The sequence below is a fragment of the Rhodococcus sp. NyZ502 genome (genome assembly GCF_041464245.1).
Taxonomy (GTDB): Bacteria; Actinomycetota; Actinomycetes; order Mycobacteriales; family Mycobacteriaceae; genus Rhodococcus_F; species Rhodococcus_F qingshengii.
In genome coordinates, this window is record NZ_CP167155.1 from 5,255,070 (window position 1) to 5,273,559 (window position 18,490).

At 61.5% G+C, this 18,490-nt stretch carries 20 protein-coding genes; 6 read left to right on the top strand and 14 right to left on the bottom strand.

Translation table 11 applies throughout. The features are described from left to right. Window positions 1-11: 11 nt before the first annotated feature. Together ACBG85_RS24225 and ACBG85_RS24230 are read right to left on the bottom strand one after the other, a co-directional pair. Window positions 12-1,175 carry a steroid 3-ketoacyl-CoA thiolase gene (locus ACBG85_RS24225; RefSeq protein WP_064688117.1) on the bottom strand — a complete coding sequence of 388 codons (1,164 nt, stop codon included), beginning with the start codon at window positions 1,173-1,175 and terminating at the stop codon, window positions 12-14. Window positions 1,176-1,367: 192 nt separating this feature from the next. Then, the gene (locus tag ACBG85_RS24230; protein ID WP_064688118.1) at window positions 1,368-1,994 is read right to left on the bottom strand and encodes a TetR family transcriptional regulator; all 627 of its coding nucleotides are present in this window, start codon (window positions 1,992-1,994) and stop codon (window positions 1,368-1,370) included. Window positions 1,995-2,147: 153 nt separating this feature from the next. On the opposite strand from ACBG85_RS24230, the gene ACBG85_RS24235 reads away from it, so the two are divergent. Beyond that, entirely contained in the window at window positions 2,148-3,680 is a 1,533-nt protein-coding gene (locus ACBG85_RS24235; protein ID WP_037128865.1) for an FAD-dependent oxidoreductase, read from the top strand. Between the two features lie 79 nt (window positions 3,681-3,759). Here ACBG85_RS24235 and ACBG85_RS24240 read toward each other — a convergent pair whose 3' ends face one another. The 7 genes from ACBG85_RS24240 to hsaA form a co-directional block, all read right to left on the bottom strand. Then, entirely contained in the window at window positions 3,760-4,311 is a 552-nt protein-coding gene (locus ACBG85_RS24240; protein WP_073512548.1) for a pyridoxamine 5'-phosphate oxidase family protein, read from the bottom strand. A 30-nt stretch (window positions 4,312-4,341) separates the two neighbouring features. After that, window positions 4,342-5,358, bottom strand: coding sequence for a TIGR03617 family F420-dependent LLM class oxidoreductase (locus ACBG85_RS24245; RefSeq protein ID WP_058037665.1), 1,017 nt, complete (start codon window positions 5,356-5,358; stop codon window positions 4,342-4,344). Window position 5,359: 1 nt separating this feature from the next. Then, window positions 5,360-6,241, bottom strand: coding sequence for an SMP-30/gluconolactonase/LRE family protein (locus ACBG85_RS24250; protein WP_058037664.1), 882 nt, complete (start codon window positions 6,239-6,241; stop codon window positions 5,360-5,362). 81 nt (window positions 6,242-6,322) lie between these two features. Further along, entirely contained in the window at window positions 6,323-6,784 is a 462-nt protein-coding gene (locus ACBG85_RS24255) for an SRPBCC domain-containing protein (RefSeq protein WP_030536982.1), read from the bottom strand. Then, complete coding sequence (locus ACBG85_RS24260) at window positions 6,777-7,136, bottom strand: helix-turn-helix transcriptional regulator (RefSeq protein WP_003940373.1); 360 nt, start codon at window positions 7,134-7,136, stop codon at window positions 6,777-6,779. The genes ACBG85_RS24255 and ACBG85_RS24260 overlap by 8 nt, the downstream gene beginning before the upstream one ends. 65 nt (window positions 7,137-7,201) lie before the next feature. Next, window positions 7,202-8,494: a glutamine synthetase gene (locus tag ACBG85_RS24265; protein ID WP_372025167.1), complete on the bottom strand. Its 1,293-nt coding sequence runs from the start codon at window positions 8,492-8,494 to the stop codon at window positions 7,202-7,204. 38 nt (window positions 8,495-8,532) lie between these two features. Continuing rightward, window positions 8,533-9,699 (bottom strand): 3-hydroxy-9,10-secoandrosta-1,3,5(10)-triene-9,17-dione monooxygenase oxygenase subunit, encoded by a 1,167-nt coding sequence (gene hsaA / locus ACBG85_RS24270; protein WP_042448427.1) that lies wholly within the window; start codon window positions 9,697-9,699, stop codon window positions 8,533-8,535. A 237-nt stretch (window positions 9,700-9,936) separates the two neighbouring features. Between hsaA and ACBG85_RS24275 the strand changes: the two genes are divergently transcribed. Genes ACBG85_RS24275 through ACBG85_RS24290 form a run of 4 tightly spaced genes read left to right on the top strand, consistent with a single transcriptional unit; the run spans window position 9,937 to window position 12,703 of the window. Further along, a complete protein-coding gene (locus ACBG85_RS24275; RefSeq protein WP_003940257.1) occupies window positions 9,937-11,100 on the top strand; it encodes a Rieske 2Fe-2S domain-containing protein in 1,164 nt (387 codons plus the stop codon). After that, on the top strand, window positions 11,078-11,374 hold the full coding sequence (locus ACBG85_RS24280; protein WP_003940353.1) for a hypothetical protein: 297 nt from the start codon (window positions 11,078-11,080) through the stop codon (window positions 11,372-11,374). The genes ACBG85_RS24275 and ACBG85_RS24280 overlap by 23 nt, the downstream gene beginning before the upstream one ends. Window positions 11,375-11,404: 30 nt before the next feature. Continuing rightward, window positions 11,405-12,193: an SDR family oxidoreductase gene (locus ACBG85_RS24285; RefSeq protein ID WP_020909164.1), complete on the top strand. Its 789-nt coding sequence runs from the start codon at window positions 11,405-11,407 to the stop codon at window positions 12,191-12,193. A gap of 51 nt (window positions 12,194-12,244) precedes the next feature. Then, window positions 12,245-12,703: a nuclear transport factor 2 family protein gene (locus ACBG85_RS24290; RefSeq protein WP_003940631.1), complete on the top strand. Its 459-nt coding sequence runs from the start codon at window positions 12,245-12,247 to the stop codon at window positions 12,701-12,703. Window position 12,704: 1 nt separating this feature from the next. Here the strand turns inward: ACBG85_RS24290 and ACBG85_RS24295 are convergent, their stop codons facing one another. Continuing rightward, a complete protein-coding gene (locus tag ACBG85_RS24295) occupies window positions 12,705-13,499 on the bottom strand; it encodes an SDR family NAD(P)-dependent oxidoreductase (RefSeq protein WP_054826829.1) in 795 nt (264 codons plus the stop codon). A gap of 214 nt (window positions 13,500-13,713) precedes the next feature. Between ACBG85_RS24295 and ACBG85_RS24300 the strand changes: the two genes are divergently transcribed. Beyond that, complete coding sequence (locus ACBG85_RS24300; RefSeq protein WP_218695772.1) at window positions 13,714-14,292, top strand: GNAT family N-acetyltransferase; 579 nt, start codon at window positions 13,714-13,716, stop codon at window positions 14,290-14,292. On the opposite strand, the gene ACBG85_RS24305 is transcribed toward ACBG85_RS24300, so the two are convergent. The 4 genes from ACBG85_RS24305 to ACBG85_RS24320 form a co-directional block, all read right to left on the bottom strand. Next, the gene (locus ACBG85_RS24305) at window positions 14,283-14,789 is read right to left on the bottom strand and encodes a ClbS/DfsB family four-helix bundle protein (RefSeq protein WP_007732702.1); all 507 of its coding nucleotides are present in this window, start codon (window positions 14,787-14,789) and stop codon (window positions 14,283-14,285) included. The genes ACBG85_RS24300 and ACBG85_RS24305 overlap by 10 nt on opposite strands. Window positions 14,790-14,876: 87 nt before the next feature. After that, window positions 14,877-15,812 carry an alpha/beta fold hydrolase gene (locus ACBG85_RS24310; protein ID WP_372025172.1) on the bottom strand — a complete coding sequence of 312 codons (936 nt, stop codon included), beginning with the start codon at window positions 15,810-15,812 and terminating at the stop codon, window positions 14,877-14,879. Between the two features lie 32 nt (window positions 15,813-15,844). Then, complete coding sequence (locus ACBG85_RS24315) at window positions 15,845-16,924, bottom strand: dipeptidase (RefSeq protein ID WP_007732718.1); 1,080 nt, start codon at window positions 16,922-16,924, stop codon at window positions 15,845-15,847. A gap of 97 nt (window positions 16,925-17,021) precedes the next feature. Continuing rightward, window positions 17,022-18,416, bottom strand: a complete 1,395-nt coding sequence (locus ACBG85_RS24320; protein WP_275232590.1) for a serine hydrolase — start codon at window positions 18,414-18,416, stop codon at window positions 17,022-17,024. Between the last annotated feature and the right edge of the window lie 74 nt (window positions 18,417-18,490).

Consider the following 18,490-nt stretch of genomic DNA (forward strand, 5'->3'; position numbering starts at 1 on the left):
GTCAGTACGGGTCAGATGCGTTCGATAATGGTGGCGGTCGAGAGAGCGCCACCGGCGCACATCGTGACCAGAGCCGTCGACTTGTTCGAGCGCTCGAGTTCGTGCAGCGCAGTGGTGATCAGACGAGCGCCCGTGGAACCGACGGGATGTCCGAGCGCGATCGCACCACCGTTGACGTTGACCTTGGACAGGTCTGCGCCATGAACCTGCGCCCAGGAGAGCACGACCGAGGCAAAGGCTTCGTTGATTTCGACGAGATCGATGTCGTCCAAGGTCATTTTGGCCTTGTCGAGCACCATCTGGGTGGACTCGATCGGCCCGTCCAGGTGATAGAAGGGATCGGATCCGACCATGCCGGACGCGACGATCCGCGCGCGGGGCTTCAATCCCAGTTCCTGTGCGCGCTCTTCGCTCATCAGCAGTACCGCAGCCGCGCCATCACTGATCTGCGACGAGTTGCCGGCGGTGTGGATATGGCCTTCGATGACCGGCTTGAGCCCAGCCAGCGCTTCTGCCGTCGTCTCACGCAGTCCCCCGTCGCGAGTGACAGTGGCGATCTCACCGGTAGGCACGCCTTCCTTGTCCACCACGGGAGCCTTGACGGGCACGATCTCGCGGTCGAAGCGTCCTTCTGCCCAAGCCTTAGCTGCGCGGCGCTGCGATTCCAGACCGAACGCGTCGACGTCGGCGCGCGTGATCCCACGCTTCTCGGCAATTCGCTGCGCGGAGGTGAACTGGTCACCCATGTCGATGGTCCAGTCGTCCGGGTACGGGTTTCCCGTTCCCGGTGCGTTTGCCTGACCCAGGAACACACGGCTCATAGCCTCGACGCCGCAGCCGATACCGGCCGAGATCTGACCAGACGAAATCAGGCCGGAAATCAAATGCACTGCCTGCTGGGCGGATCCACAGGCGCAGTCGATAGTGGTTGCCGCGGTGCTGTACGGCAATCCGGCGTGCAGCCACGCCTGCCGCGTGACGTTGTTGGACTGCTCACCTGCCTGGGTGACGCAGCCGCCGATGATCTGTCCGATGTCTTCCGGTGCGACGCCTGCCCGTTCGAGAACGCCGAGCTGCGCTGCTCCCAGAATCTCGGCGGGGTGCAGTCCCGCCAGGGCGCCGCGACGACGGCCGATCGGTGTCCGAGCGGCCTCGACGATGACTGCATGACCCATGATGTTCGCTCCTTCGTGGAGTTTTCGGTCGGTGAGCTGGCTCACCGTCTAATTTTCTGTAATTTATTCTATTAATGATGTCAGGGCAATGTCCGGATTGACATCAACTCTCAACTGATGCGGATTCAAAAATAGAATTGATTTCAATTTTGCGAACATGACGAACCCACCCCAGAGAGGGGCGAAGTCACGTCAGTGCCGTGAGAGATTCACCAGAAGCAGGTCGCATCCCTTGCGGATGTCGTACTCCGCATCGGGGATGGAGATTCGACCGTTGAGGCACGATTGGATGACCCCGAACCACAACTGCATCAGCAGACGCAACCCGGTGTTGTCTTCCTCGGTGGGGTTCTCGATCCTGGCCGCATCGAGAATGATCTGCCGGAAGCCGCGATCGATCTTTCCCACGTCCGGCACCGTCGCGACGTTGGCGGTACTGGACGACTGCAGCATCGCAGTCGAGAGAGCCGGCCGACGCAGTAACCCGCGAGTCGCGCGAACCAATACCTCGTACACCGCATCCTGCGGATTGTCCGACTGAACCTGATGCCTGACAAAGCTGGCACCGATCTGGTCGATCTGCTCGACCATCACAGCGACGAAGAGGTGCGTCTTCGAGGGGAAATAGCGATAAAGAGTGCCGATGGCCACGCCCGCCCGCTTGGCGACCTCGTGCATCTGTACCCGTGAGAGTTCCTTCTCGGTCCCCAATTCGGCTGCCGCTTCCAGCATCCGCACATGGCGCGCCCGCTGCTCGTCCGAACTGGGCTCTGCAGCGTCCCTGACCTCGGCAATTCTCGGCAACGTCGCCCCCATCATCGATTCTGTGTCCCGGTCGCGAACGACCTCGCCAATTCTCTCATCTCGACCACCCATCTCGGCATATTGCCCGCTCAGTGGGACCTGGCATGGCCTTCTCTCCCCGTGCGGTATTCCGTGGACACCCCACCCTCTTGGAGTTAGGACGCAATGATGCAGGACTGGACCACCGAGTGCGACGTGTTGGTAGTCGGCTCCGGCGGCGGCGCGCTGACCGGCGCATACACCGCGGCAGCTCGAGGATTGACGACGATCGTCCTCGAGAAAACCGATCGCTTCGGCGGAACTTCCGCGTACTCGGGCGCATCCATCTGGCTGCCGGGAACCCAAGTACAGGAACGTGCGGGACTCCCCGACTCGACGGAGAACGCACGCACCTATCTGCGCGCATTGCTCGGCGACGCCGAGTCCGAGCGCCAGGATGCCTATGTCGAGACCGCTCCCGATGTCGTCGCACTACTCGAGCAGAACCCGCACATCGAATTCGAGTTCCGTGCGTTCCCCGACTACTACAAGGCCGAAGGCCGGATGGACACGGGACGCTCCATCAACCCTCTCGATCTCGATCCCGCCGACATCGGTGACCTCGCCGGCAAGGTGCGTCCGGAACTCGACCAAGACCGCACCGGTCAGGATCATGCTCCCGGCCCGATGATCGGTGGGCGCGCACTGATCGGCCGACTGCTGGCCGCAGTCCAGAGCACCGGTAACGCAGAACTTCGTACCGAATCCATCCTCACCTCCCTGATCGTGGAAGACGGTCGGGTTGTCGGCGCCGAGGTCGAATCCGGCGGCGAAACCCAGCGAATCAAGGCGAACCGCGGTGTGCTAATGGCAGCGGGCGGCATCGAAGGCAACGCCGAGATGCGTGAGCAGGCCGGCACCCCCGGCAAAGCGATCTGGAGTATGGGTCCCTTCGGCGCCAACACCGGTGACGCGATCTCCGCCGGAATTGCTGTCGGTGGCGCAACCGCTTTGCTCGATCAGGCGTGGTTCTGCCCCGGCGTCGAGCAGCCGGACGGCAGCGCCGCATTCATGGTCGGCGTTCGCGGCGGACTCGTCGTCGACAACGCGGGCGAGCGTTACCTCAACGAGTCTCTCCCGTACGACCAGTTCGGCCGGGCCATGGATGCGCACGACGACAACGGTTCTGCAGTGCCGTCGTTCATGATCTTCGACTCGCGCGAGGGTGGCGGACTGCCTGCCATCTGCATCCCGAACACGGCGCCTGCCAAGCACCTCGAGGCCGGAACCTGGGTCGCCGCCGACACTCTCGAAGAACTCGCCGCCAAGACCGGACTGCCGGCCGACGCATTGCGCAGTACTGTCGAAAAGTTCAACGATGCCGCAAAGCTGGGAGTCGACGAAGAGTTCCATCGCGGCGAAGACCCGTACGACGCATTCTTCTGCCCACCCAACGGCGGCGCGAATGCGGCACTGACGGCGATCGAGAACGGTCCGTTCTACGCGGCCCGCATCGTCCTCAGTGACCTCGGCACCAAGGGCGGATTGGTCACCGACGTCAACGGTCGAGTCCTGCGTGCCGACGGCAGCGCCATCGACGGCCTGTACGCCGCCGGCAACACGAGCGCGTCACTGAGCGGCCGCTTCTACCCCGGTCCTGGCGTTCCGCTCGGCACGGCCATGGTCTTCTCGTACCGAGCAGCCCAGGACATGGCGAAGTAACCAGCACAACGAGGACGTGGGGCAGGCAATGTCAGAATCACCTGCCCCACACTCTTTCGCACGGCGACGCGATTTTGTATCACTCCAGGTCGATACCGGGCAACCCGTCCACACTCTTCGCGTTCTTCTCGGCGCGATAGGCGATGAGCCGCTCCGGCCCCCTCTTCTCCGCTACGCGGTCGAGCACGTCACGATCGGATTGGTAGTCCATCAGCGGTACTGCGTATCCGCACGAATCCGAAATGCGCGTCAGATCGACCACGACGATCGACCGCAGCCCCGGGTGCTCAGGGAACCTACCGACAAGCTCGTTGAACGGTTCCGACCCTGCAAGCAGAACGTGTCCGTGACCGTGCAGTCGTACGATCTTCGGTGGTCCGTCAAACGCCATGAACATCAGTGTTATTCGCGAGTTCTCGCGCACGTGCGCGATGGTTTCCACACCGCTGCCGGTGAGGTCGAGGTACGCCACCCGGGTGGATGTCAGCACCACAAACGATCCGACTCCCCCTTTGGGTGAGCAATTGACCAACCCGTCAGCAGACAACGGTGCGGTGGCAACGACGAACAGCGGTTGAGCCTGCAACCACGTGGTGAGCTTTTCATCGATGCCTTCGTAGACGCGCCCCATGTCGAGAGTGTAGTTCGCGCCGACTGGACGTCACGGGGCAGACGCTGCGGCGGCTCGAATCTCCTCACACATCGCTGCGAAGACGCGGTCGTCGGCGGGATTCGCCGGCACCGCCAGTGCAATGCCGTCGCAGAGACTCGCGTATTTCGAACTCAGCACCTCGGGGAGTTCGGCGTAGGTGCATTGCGTGACCAGCCTGTCGAGAACATCGTCGGTGAGGACGGCAGGTAGTCGAGCCCAATCACCTGCCCGCGCCATCACTGTCAGTTCTTCCCCGACCTCGGATAATCCGAGGACCTCCAGCGCGACTCGGTACGCCGGAGTGGAGTAGAGAAAGGCAAGTTCACTGCGCACCGCTTCTCGTTGAGCAAGTATCGCGGCAGGATCTTTGCCGGTGATCATCTTCGGAACGGCAATCAGTCGCGGCTTCCTTCCTCCTGCCGTCAACGATGGAATGATCCTCTCCGCGAGCACCTTCGGATGGGAGCTGGTGGGGTGAGAAACAAAACCGTCGGCGACGGCTCCCGCCAGTGAGCACATGCGCAAGTTCACTCCCCCGGTCCAGATCTCCGGAGCCGGAACATCGAGCGGCCCCGGATTGAAGTAGGGCTGCAGCCGGTCGAAGGTGTAGTGCGTTCCGGCATGGTCGAGTTCACCGCCCTCCTGAAAAACTCGGAAGATCTCGCGTACAGCGCTGACGTAATCACGCAGTTGCGCAACAGGATCCGTCCACGGCATCGAGTACCGCCCGACGATGTTCCCACGCACCTGCGTCGCAAGCCCCAGTTGAAATCGCCCACCCGAGAAACCCGCAAGATCCCAGGCAGCCAAAGCCGTCACCATGGGACTGCGCGCAAACGCGACAACCATCGACGTCCGGACAGTGAGAGTACTGCTGTGCTCGACGGCCAAGGCCGCCACCGCAAACGGATCACGAATGGTTTCGGAGATGTGCACCGTGTCGAAACCAAGGTTCTCGATGCGTCGGACGTGCTCAGCTACCTGCCGCAGCGGAGTGTCGGCAGGTAGCGAGGTCACCAATTCCATATCAGCTCAAAGGCTCCAGGCGAATCGACAGCAGCTTTCCTTCGGTAGCCACCTTGCGAGCGTGTTCATTGAAATCCGGGGCGGCACAAACGAACAGGGTACGACCGTCGGAACCGCCGAGTCCGCAAGCGAAGACACCGCTGTCGAAGGCAATTTCGTCGACTATCTCCCCGCTGGCGCCCACATGAAGAACACGGCTTCCGAGGGCATCGGCCACCCACATCGAATCGTCTCCGTCGATACAACACCCGTCCGCCGCAACGACGATCTGAGCGAGGGTGGTCTCCATCTCGGGTCCACCAGGCACCGGCCCGAACGACGCCCAGTCGCGGCGTTCACCCAGAGAGCCGTCGGCCTGGACGGCAAACGCACTGATTCGATTTCCCAGCGTTTCGTCCACGAGCAGATCTCCGGTCGACGTCAGAGCCATTCCGTTGGGGAAGTGGAGATCTCGCGCGACGACGTGCACCGATCCGTCGGGGTCGACGCGGAGGAGATCTGCCGTCTCGACGGGGGCCAGGTTCATCAGATCGAACCCGAAGTTGCCCACGTACGCTCGTCCCTGTGCGTCGACCAGCATGTCGTTGACGTTGGCACTGACGTACCCGGACAAGTCTGCGTGCACCACCAACTCGCCATCGGATTCTCGCCGCAGAATCTTCTGGTCCCGCATGGAGACGACCAGTAATCTGCCGTCCGGAAGCCACCCCAGCCCGGACGGCTGCCCTGGAACCTCCGCCTCGACGCGTATGTCGGTCCCGTCCTCGCGGGCCGAAATCACCTGGTAGGTGTAGAAGTCGGATACCCAGATCCGGTTCTCGTGCCAGCGCGGGCATTCGAAGTAGGTGTATCCCTCGAGAACTACCGCAACTTCTGGTGCCATCGGGCTCTCCTGAGTCGGTGATGAATGAAGTATCAGTCTCATTCAATCACCGGCACCGCTGTCGCGGTGTCCGATTCCCGACTAGTCGCCGGCGCGAACTTCGTCCAACACGTCGAAAGCGGATTCCCATCCGTCGTACACATTCCCGTCACCCTTGAATCCCGGAATTCCTACCAGGTGGAAGGTCATCTCGGTTTTGTCACCCCGTTCTGCGAGCGTGACCGTTATCCGAGGTGCGGCATCCACCGGATCACTCGGATTTCCCCAGGTGAAGACCAGCCTCTTCGGCTCGTCGACCTCGAGATAGGTTCCGCCGGTGGGGTACTCGGCTCCGTTCTCGTCGTTGATCATCAGGTAGCGGTACGTTCCGCCAACTCTGGGATCGATCGTGACATGCTCACGGGGACTGCTGACACCCTTCGGATGCCACCAGCGCGCCGCCTCGTCGGGGTCGGTCCACGCCTGCCAGACAAGGTCGCGCGGCGCGTCGAAGATCCGGGTGATGGTGAATTCTGCAGTGGCATCGGCATTCCGGTCACTCATTGTCCTTCTCCTTCTTCGGTCGACGTTGTTTCAGCTCACGTAGACGCTCGTCGAGGAGGTCGAAGCGTTCGTTCCAGCCTCGCCGGTGTTCGTCGACCCAGGCGCTGGCGTCGTCGAGACCCTCTGCGCGAAGGGTGCACGTGCGCCATTGCGCGGTGGCGGTTCGTTCGATGAGACCGGCTCGCTCGAGCACCTTCAGATGCTGAGAGATGGCAGGTCGACTCATTTCGAACGGCTCGGCCAACTCACCGACGGTCATCGAACCATCAGTGAGGCGAGAGAGCATTTCACGCCTCGTCGGGTCGGCCAATGCGCTGAACACTGCATCGAGTCGGCCACTTCGCTCGTCCATGTAAGCAACTCCTTAATTAAGGAATAGCTTAAACATAGGACTCGACATCTTGCGCGTCAACCCTTTCAGCTCCAGGTATATCGAAGCCGCTCGACGGTTGTCGCCTCGTCCATCTGGGAGAAAGTCTCGCGCTCAACTCCCTTCACCGACACCATCGCTTCGATGATCGACTCCCCGAAGATTTCCTTCGCCACCGAGGAGGAGTTGAACTTCTGCACTATCTCGCGCAGATCGGTGGGGACTCGGGTCACCCCGCGCTCATCACGTTCCGCCTCCGTGAGAGTCGACGGGTTCACCACAATTTCCGGCGGCAATGGCGAGGCATTGCCGATACCGATATGCGAAAGGCCAAGTATCGCAGCGGTCGCCAGATACGGGTTGGCCGATGGATCGACGATTTTCACTTCGGCGTTGGCGCCGTGTGGATTCGACGGTGACTCTGCGCAGAACCTCAGTGCCGCTTCCCGGTTCTCGAGCCCCCAACAGACGTAGGCCCCCGACCAATTGTCCGGTCGCAGCCTGACCCCGGAGAGCGGTGAGGACGCAAAGACGGCCGTGAATTCCGTGAGGTGAGAGAGGATTCCACCCAAAGCTGACGATCCTTTGTCGGTCATCCCGTACTCCTGCCCGCCACCGGAGAAGACGGGCCGCCCACCTGAGTTCAACGAAAAGTGCTGGTGTGCACCGTTCCCTGCACCTCCGACCGTAGGTATCGGTGAAAACGAGGCCGCCAATCCGTGGGCTCTGGCAGTGCGGCTGATCAAGATCCGGGCCAGTATCACCAGGTCGGCAGCCTGAACAGGAGTTGCCGGAGCGATGGAGATCTCGAATTGATCCGGTCCGTACTCTGCATGCACTTGCTCGATATGAAGTTGTGCGCGTTCGGCATTGCGCAGAAGGTCCTTGAGGAAGTCCTCGCGGCGCAGGACTGCACCTAACCCGTACGCCGACCACGCTCCGTTGCACGCATCACCGAAAAGAGTGAACTCGATCTCGTGACCCACCCGAGCTTCCAGTCCGTCGGCGGCAAGCCGCGCCACGACGGCAGTGAGTGCGGACCGAGTACACACGGCAGCCGTCGCACCGTCTTGCTCGTGCAACGTCGCCGGCGCCCACGACACGCCCCCGCCGAGATCACGGAGGTCGGAGCGGTCGATACGCAACCGGAGATCACCCACGACGGAAAAGGAATCGGTGAAGGCAATCCGATCGTCGCTACAGAAGACGTTCCAGCTCGGTGAGACTCCCGCACCGGCTTTCTCGAAGACACCGGTTCGGCCGGCCGGCATCACCTTCGCGCGCGCGACACCCGCCATGTCGACGATCGAGCCGATGGTCAGAGCCGGTACTTCCCTCATCCAAAGGCAAATACCCCACCCGGTGACGCGCCAACCCGTCAGATCAGGTTGTCCTCCACCGGCAGTCCGAACGCCGCCCGGCCGTAGAGCGCCAACGCGCGCTCGGGTTCGTTGGCAACGTGAACGCTGCCCGCATGAACGTCACGCCACGCACGCTCGATCGGGTTTCCGCGAGAGAGGGAGTTCCCGCCTGCCGTCTTGAAAAGCATGTCGATCGCTTCCACCGAGCGTTCCGTCGCACGAACCTGATCACGACGCGCACGCAGCCTCATCGAGAGTGGGAGCTCCTGACCGGCCACAGCAAGTTCGTACATCTCCCGGATATTGCGATCCATCTGCAGAATCGCAGCATCGATCTCCGACGACGCACGTGCGACGGCGACCTGAGCGAACTGATCCTCACTGAACCGTCCGCCACCCAAACTCAGACGGACGCGCTCACGCATCACGTCCAGGTACCCCTCGTAACAACCGGCGACGATGCCCACACACGGAGCGGCAACCGTCGAGGTGAAGATGCTCCCGAACGGAAGTTTGTACAGCGGGCCAGGATTGACCGCTTGGCCAGGACCACGCAGTTGTGCGGTCTCGTAGTTGCGCTTCAATCGGTGCTCGGGAACGAAGGCCTTGTCGACCACGATCTCGTTGCTCGCGGTGCCCCGCATACCCACGACATCCCACACGTCACGGATTTCGTAATCGGTGCGCGGCACCAACACCGTCATGAAATCGACGGGACGACCATCCATGCCGACCACCATCGCTCCCAGCAACGCCCAACTCGCGTGGTCGCAACCGGAGGAGAAACCCCACTGGCCCGATAGCTCGTAGCCACCGTCCACCGCCGTCAGTCGACCGACCGGCGCATAGGCGGACGAAATGAGCGTCGTCTGATCCTCTCCCCACACGTCGGCCTGCGCTCGGTCGTCGAAAAGTGCAAGATGCCACGGGTGCACCCCCACCACCGACGCGACCCAACCGGTCGAGCCGCAGGCAGCCGAGATGGCCCTGACCACTTCGTAGAACTGAACCGGGTCGCTCTCGGCACCTCCGTATCTTTTCGGCGCCAGCATGGAGAAGACGCCGGCTTCGGACAGCTCCCGGATGGTCCGTTCGGAGATCTTGCGCGAATCGTCGACCTTCTGAGCGCGGGCCGCGATCTTCGGGAGCAGATCACGGACTGAACTCAGAACCTTGTTGACCATGGGAGACACTCCTCGCACCGAACCGTGAGGGAGCGGATCGGCAGATAGACATAACGGCTGCCCCGTCACGATATGTCGGTCACGCGTTCCGGTGATCGGAAGTCCCGGAGGCCGGGATCAGCCGCCGGATCCTCGCGCTCGCCGCTGGTCCCGGCCAGTGAGACGAGACCCCAGAGGCAATTCACGCTCCCCTAGCGTCGGGCGTCGACACTGCCCCTGGAAAGGACGGGACTCATCGTGACGATCACTCAGTCCGACAACGACGAGGTTCGCGAGATCCAAGCTGGAACCGCGCCTACACGCTTTGCGCGTGGATGGCACTGCATTGGACTCACGGAGTCCTTCAAGGACGGCCAGCCGCACTCCATCGAGGCGTTCGGCACCAAACTGGTCGTCTTCGCCGACAGTGAAGGCAACGTCAAGATCCTCGACGCGTACTGCCGTCACATGGGTGGCGACTTGAGCCAGGGCACCATCAAGGGCGACGCCATTGCCTGTCCGTTCCACGATTGGCGCTGGGGCGGCAACGGCAAGTGCCAGAAGATTCCGTACGCACGCCGCGTCCCCCCGCTGGCCAAGACGCGCGCCTGGCAAACCCTCGACCAGGACGGCATGCTCTTCGTCTGGCACGACCCCGAGGGCAACCCGCCGACCGACGACGTGGCTATCCCCCGCATCGAAGGCGCGCTCAGCGACGAGTGGAGCGACTGGGTCTGGTACACCACGACCGTCGACACCAACTGCCGCGAAATCGTCGACAACATCGTCGACATGGCGCACTTCTTCTACGTGCACTACTCCTTCCCGACGTACTTCAAGAACGTCTTCGAAGGCCACGCCGCAACGCAGTACATGCGCGGCGTCGCTCGCTCGGACATGCGTCCCCACGCAGCAGGCACCCCGAAGATGGTCGGCAGCAACTCGGTTGCCACGTACTTCGGCCCCTCCTTCATGGTCGACGACCTGACCTACGAGTACGAGGACTACAACGTCGACTCTGTGCTCATCAACTGCCACTACCCGGTCAGCGCTGACAAGTTCGTGCTCCAGTACGGCATCATCGTCAAGAAGTCGGATCGCTTCCAGGGTGAAGCCGCCGACGCGATGGCCGCGAACTTCGGCACGTTCATCGCCAAGGGCTTCGAGCAGGACGTCGAGATCTGGAAGAACAAGACTCGCATCGAGAACCCGCTCCTGTGCGAAGAAGACGGCCCGGTCTACCAGCTCCGTCGCTGGTACGAACAGTTCTACGTCGATGTCGCGGACATCGCTCCCGAGATGACCGAGCGCTTCGAATTCGAACTCGACACCGCGCGACCCGTCGCAGCCTGGCAGAAGGAAGTCGAAGACAACCTCGCTGCAAAGAAGGCAGACGAAGATGCAGCCTCTTCAGTGCGCTGAGTGCAAGGCTCAGGTCCTGGTCCAGAAGAACAGTTGGGAACACACCACCGTTCAGTGGAGTGACCAGGCCCGCGCCCAGTGCCTCGAAATCGCCGACGACCGTGAATTCGGGCAGCGAGAGGGACGACCCGGTGCCCCTCGCAAGCAGTGCGGCGCCTTGATCGCGTCCATCGTGAACGCTGCAACAGCGGGCGAACTCGAGATCCTCAACGACGAGCCGGTGCCTCAGCCGATCGTCGACGACAGCGAACCCGTACCGACTCCGTTTCACTAGTCAAGCCAACATCTTTCGAAGAAGGTAGTAATGATCGATCCTCAGTACTACGGCCCGTGGGCAGTCATCGCCGGCGGTTCAGAAGGTGTCGGCGCAGGGTTCGCCGACGAGCTCAGCAAGATCGGCATCAACCTCGTTCTCATCGCCCGCAAGCCGGGCCCGCTCGAGGAGACCGCGGCCAAGGCCCGCGCCAACGGCGTCGAAGTACGCACTCTCGCATTGGATCTGCTCGTTCCGGACGCGCTCGATCAGATCAAGGCTGTCACCGACGACGTCGAGGTTGGTCTCCTCATTTTCAACGCCGGCGCCAACAGCTACGGCCACGAGTTCGTCACCGGAGATCTGACGGGATTTGCCGGAGTCATCGAGCTGAACATCAACAAGCAGCTCGAACTCTCGCACCACTTCGGCGGATTGATGAAGGATCGCGGACGCGGCGGCATCATGCTGCTCGGTTCGCTGGCCGGATTCATGGGCTCCGAGCACCAGAGCATCTACGCGGCGTCCAAGGCATTCGGGCGCATCTTCGCCGAAAGCCTGTGGCTCGAACTCCAGCCGTACGGCGTTCACGTCGTCGAGTTCATTCTCGGTGTCACTCGCACACCCGCTATGATTCGCGCGGGACTGAACTTCGACATCCCGGGCATGAACGTCGCAGAGCCCGAAGATGTTGCACGTGAAGGTCTCGAACACCTTGCCGACGGCCCGATCTGGGTGGCTGCAGGAAACTACGAAGGCGCCAAGAAGCGCAGTGGCTTCCCCCGAGACAAGATGGTCAAGGGTGCTGCCGAAGCGATGCGCAAGCTGCTCAACCGCTGACATCTGCTGTGCGCCTTTATTAACCCCCCGACGTTAAGAAAGGCGCACAGCATGAGCATCGACATCACCACTCTTCTCGACGAACGCGAGATCACCCGCTCCATCTTCGAGTTCGCCCGAGCCATGGATGCGCGAGAGTGGGATGAACTCCACCGGATCATGACGCCGGACGCTACGGCAGAATTGGGCACCGGAACTCTGCGCGGACCCGCCGAGGTAGTGGCGTCCATCCGCTCGTTCCTCGACGAGTGCGGTCCCACCCAACATCTGATCGGTAACGTGCTGGTCGAGGTGGTCGGCGATCTCGCCACCAGCCGCTCCTATGTCAGCGACATGCATGTGGGCACCGGGAGCAAGGCTCACCTGAACTTCTTCACCCTCGGCGACTACCACGACTCATGGGCGCGGATCGACGGAAAGTGGCGAATGACGCACCGCACCAAGCATTCACACGCCAGTCAGGGATCCATCGAGGTTCTGGGCGCCGGCCCCAGCGGTTGGCGGAGCTGATTCAGCTCAACATCGACGAACGGCCGGTCGCGAGCGGACTCTTGCTGGTGAGTCCGCCGTCGACCACCAGGGTCTGCCCCGTCATGTAGCGAGATTCGTCCGAAGCCAGGTAGACCATGGCATGCGCGATGTCTTCGGGTTCGCCGAGGTAAGGCAGGGCGTTTGCCTGCTTCATGCCGTCGATGACATCAGCGGGGATGTTGTCCACGAGAGCGGGTGTCATGATCGCGCCCGGCGCTACGGCATTGCACCGAACACCGTTTGCTCCGTACTGGACTGCGATGTACTGCGTCAGACGAATGACTGCCGCTTTGGCGGATCCGTAGGCAGACTGCAGGGAATCCCCGATCAATCCACCTACCGAGGCCGTGTTGACGATCGATCCTCCACCGGCACTGTTCATGTGCGGAATGGCAAGTCGTGAAGCGACGACAGTGCTGCGGACGTTGAGCGACATCACGCGATCCCACTCGTCCAAGTCCATCCGGAGCAGGTCGAGATCCTTGCGCGGGTTACTACCGCCCACGTGATTACACAGGACGTTGATGCCGCCGAATTCGGTGACCGCCTTTTCGATCATCGCTGCCAGAGAGTCCTCGTTCATGACATCGACGCCGAAACCCACTGCATTGCCACCCGTCTCGCGAATCGCCACCGCCGCTTCCTCTGCACGCGCAGGATCGAGGTCGGCGACCAACACCTTGGCGCCCTCTGCCGCCATGAGTTGTGCTGCTGCACGCCCGATTCCACTGGCGGCGCCTGTGATCACTACACTCTTGCTTTCGAGCCTGTTCATATCTGTTCCTTTCGCGGAGAATCGCCGTACCCGGATCTCACGTGCCCGGAGTTGACAGCTCGGCGATTGCCCGATCACTACCAGTCAACGCAGGATCGACAGCCTCGTCCAACTTTCTTGAATGAACTCACAAGTACGTGACCACGACCCGCGCACCTGCTACACCGCAGAAATCGAGTGGCGACGGAAGACCTCACTGTGCTGAAGTGGCACTATGCAGAATTCTGTTCGACCGCTGTCCATCGACGACCTCGACCGTGCCGCCGAGGTTCTCGGCGAGGCGTTTGCCGACTACCCCTGGACGAACTGGTGCGTCGCCGAAGACTCCCACGTGGAACGCGTCGCGACTCTGCAACGGATCTACCTCGAACACCTGGCACTACCGTTCGGGCGTTCCTACATCGACGATTCCGGCAACGGCGTCATCGCAGTCCTGCCGCCGGACACTCCAGAGCCTGATGAAGCGACCGTCGAGAAGATCGTCGAACTGCACGGAGATCGGTTCGAGCGCGTTCTTCAGGCTGACGAACAACTGTCTGCGCTTCCCGTCCCCGACAACGCGTGGTCGTTGGCAACGATCGGTACGACGCCGCGCTCACGCGGAACCGGATTGGGTTCTGCGCTACTGAAACATGCTTTGGCGGAACTGGATCGAACCGAACAGAATTGCTGGCTCGATACGTCGACCGAACGAAATCTACCGCTGTACCAACGGTTCGGTTTCACGATCGTCGGCCAGACCTCGCTCCCCGACGGACCGGACGTATGGCGGATGCATCGACTTCAGAGCTGATTGTTCGACTTCAGCACTCGCCGAATCATTTTCGACAACGACGCGTATTGGGTGATCGTGTTGACGGCGATCCACCTCGAGACCGGCCACGTCCGGGTCCACGAGAAAACCCCGACCGACAGCAGTTGATCATCGTCAAGGGTCTCGATGTAGTTGCGCAACATCGCAACAGCAGCTCCCAAGCGGTCACGAAGCTCCTGAGCCGGAATGTCGATGCTCGCGTCGACAACCGACTGGTTCAGTGCGGGTGTTTGCGTCCACTTGTAACCCGCCGCCGGCGTCTGCGGAGCCTCGTCTCGCAGCCCGGCACCTATCCACTCTGCGACGGCCTCTGCCCACCAGACACGCACAGCGAGTACGTCGTGCACCGTCCACGCGTCGACGGCAACGGCGTCGAACGCATCGGCCTCGGCGACGCCGTCGAGTAACGCTTCGAGTTTCGAATACGCCGAGTCCAGCTCGCTCACCAGTTCTTCGCGTGACCAGGTCTGCGCCACAATGCCTCCGAACGATCAGTGGAGAAGAAAGAAGCGGGACCATCTCGACTCGATGGCCCCGCCTCCAACTTTAACGTCCTCCCGGATTCAGTTCAGCTCACCCAAGAACCTTCCGAGGTTCTCGGCGATTTCCTTCGACCTGGTGTGGTGCAGGTAGTGGTCTCCGTCCAGCAAGATCACCTCTCCGTGATCGACGGAGGCTGCCTGCCCCTCGTGCAGCTCTGTCCAGCCCTGAACTTCTGAATTGTTCACGGCGAACAACAGAATCGGAACATCGGCTGGGAACGTCTTGCCGATTGCTTCAGCAAAGTTACTCGAAAGGTGATCCATCTCGTTGAGATAGGTATCGCTGAAGTTGTTCTTCGCAGTCAACTGTCGCATCTCGTCCTTTGCGGCGGGATCGAGGTACTCGTCCGAGGCTTCACCACCGACGACCTTGGACAGCAATTCCGCCAAGCCCAATTGCCTTCCAACTCGGAGTGCGTCGATCGGGAATTTGGTATCCATGTTCGGCTGCCCTGGAACACTGCTGTCGATACCCACGAATGCGGTGACCTCGTCACGGTACTTCGCGGTGTAGTCCAGCGCATAGAGACCAGTGATCGAGTGCCCCATGAGGATGTATTCGTCAATTCCCAGCGACTGTACTGCCGTATGAATCTCTTCGACGATGTTCGCAGTCGTGCGGTCCTTGTCCGTTCCATCACTGTAGCCGTAACCGAAGGGCTCGATCGTGACGACGCGGTAGTCGGGTGCGAGCTCGTTGACAAGCGGTGTGAAGTCGAGAATCGGTGCGGACGTTCCGAACCCGGGTAACAGCACTATGGTCTGATCGCCGTTGCCGCGGATCGAGTAGCTCATGTTCTTTCCGTCGACGGACACGAACTGGTTGCCCGTCTCCCCGGCCGGAACGCTCGCTTTGCTGGAGCCGACATTGAATACGAGCGCTATCGATACCAGCACAACCAGAACTACGGACACCGAAGCAACCAGCTTCAGTGCAACGGTACGAATCTTCTTCATTCTCATCCTCATCTTCTCGGGCGTCGATACGGCTAGGAAAGGCTCGACATCGAGGCCGCACTGGTCTCGTCGAGCACACGCAACACGTTGTTGCCCATCAGCTTTGCCAAGTCCTCCGCGGACCAACCGCGTTCCGCCAGACGGTCTATCAACACCGCGAAACCGGATACGTCCTGCATACCGTCCGGAAAGTCGTCGAACCCATCGTAGTCACTGCCCAAACCGATGTGGTCGATGCCCGCGACGTCTCGGGCATGCTCGACGTGGTCGGCGAGATGGTCCACTGTCATCGCCGGTCGTGGGCCGACTCGCCCGCCTTTGAACCACTCGTTGTACTCGGCAGAAAGGAACATGGGTACAAAGGCGATCATGATGACCCCGCCGTTGTCCGCGAGCAGTCGCATGACGTCGTCGGGAACATTACGGGGGTGACCGCATAGCTGAGAGCACGACGAATGGCTGAAAATCACCGGCGCCGAAGACGTCTCGATGGCATCTCTCATCGTTTCCACCGAGACGTGCGACAGGTCGACGAGTACGCCGAGCCGATTCATTTCGCGCACGATCTCGCGACCGAAGTCGGTCAGCCCGCCGTGTACTCGAGTGTCCGTCGCGGAGTCCGCCCACCCGGTGTTGTCGTTGTGCGTCAGCGTCATGTACCGAAGACCAAGGCGCGCCATCATTCTCAGGACACCGAGCGAGCTGCCGATGCTGTGACCGCCCTCCGCGCCCAACAAGGACGCGACCTTGCCCTCGCTCCAGATGCGACGCACGTCGTCACCTGTACGCGCGAATTCGAAAGTATCCGGATATCGCTCGATCATCCGGTACACGTAGTCGATCTGTTCGAGTGTGTACTGAACCGCCTCTGGCTCCGTCCTGTCACACGGGGTGTAAACCGACCAGAACTGCGCACCGACGCCGCCGCGACCGAGTTTGTCGATGTCGGTTTGGAAGATGGAATCCTTCTCGAGATTCTCCACCGAGTATGCGGCAGTTTCGCGAGCCGTCCAGGCCAGATCGTTGTGACCGTCGATGACCGGCGCAAGGCCGTAAGCATCCAGTGCCGCGGGGTGATTCACGTCCGGAAAAGGAGCGAGAGGTTTCATCATGAGTTTTCCTCGAAAAGTAGTGCGGGCAGGTCGAGGGCCCTCATCGCCTTCGACCTGCCCGAGATTTCATTCAGCGGAGAGAATCATCTCGCCGCGACTAGTCGGAAATCTTCTTGAAAAGCCTTGTCATGTAGAGATATTGCTCGCCATCGATCGTGAGATGAGCCATCTCACCCGAAGCGCTCTCGTTACTGATCGAGAACCGGGAGGCGGACAGAGGCACGACCTTGGTGGGCGGAGCCGGCGGCTCGCCGTCGATCTCGACCTTGGCGAAGTTCTGCACCTGGAATCCGCCGTCCTCGCCGCGCGTGAGTTCGATTCGCACGGTTGTCGATTCATAGGTTCCGAGAATGTGCGACAGGTCGATGTCTTCCGCATTCGGCTCGGACTTCGGCTCCGGCAGAACGAGATCGAGCTCCTGGGCGATCTCCTTCTCGATGTCGTGGGCCAGGGCGCCGCCGCCACGCGAGTTGGTCACCACGGCCATGGCGAGACCGAGCTCGGGGAAGGTGTGAAAACGAGTGATCTGGCCGATCGTCGCACCACCGTGCTGCGCGGACGTCACGCCACCCCAGTCGGACAGGATCCAGCCGAGACCCCAGGCCTGATCGACGCTCGAGACCGCGGTCAGGTCGAATTGCGGAGTGCGCATCAGGCGCGCGGATTCTTCGGACAGAATGCGTTCACCCGTCAATGCGAGTCCGTCACGCATGTGTGCAGCACCGAAGGTCAGGAGCGAGCTGACCGATCCGGTGATGATCCCGGCCGGACCGATACCGCGCGGAAGCAGCCACTGCTTGGTCGGAATCACCTTGTCCGGCGACGTCCGATCCGGGTTGGCCACGTGGCCGACGGCCGTGCGGAACAGCGGCGCGTCCTTGGCCTTGGTGATGATGTGCGTCAATCCGATTGGCTTCCAGAGATATTCGACCAACGCCTCGTCCCACGTCATCTCACGAAGGACCTCGACGATGCGGCCGGCAACGGCGAAACCCGCGTTGCTGTAACTCAGATGCCCGCCGGGCTCGGTGACGCTGATCGCGGTCGCGAGTTCGTCGACGTACTTCTCGACGCAGTCGTCACCGTCACCGGTGTCGTTGAACAGGTCTCCGTCGATACCGCTTGTGTGCGTGAGCAACTGGCGGATCGTGATTTCCTTCGTGTTGGAAGGATCCGCGATCGTGAACTCCGGAAGCACCTCCACCACCAGGGTGTCCAGCGTCAGCTTGCCCTCGTCGACGAGCTGCATGATCAGCGTCGTCGTCCAGATCTTGCTCGCGGATCCGTACTGGAACAGGGTGTCTGCGTCGACGTCGACGCGCGTGTTCAGGCTCGTCACTCCGGTGGTGATGACACGGATGTCCGCCGCGCCGTCTTCGCCCAGCGCGATCACACCGACCTGCGCGCCCGGTACCGAATGCTTGGCTGCCAGTTCGTCGAGGCGTTCCTGCCACTTCGGGGCGACAAGTAGGTCCTTGGGCAAGTCGGTCACAGTTCGAACTCCTTCGATCATGGAAGCGAGCGGCGTAGACGGCGTTGCTGGGATCCGCTCAGGTCTCACTCGTC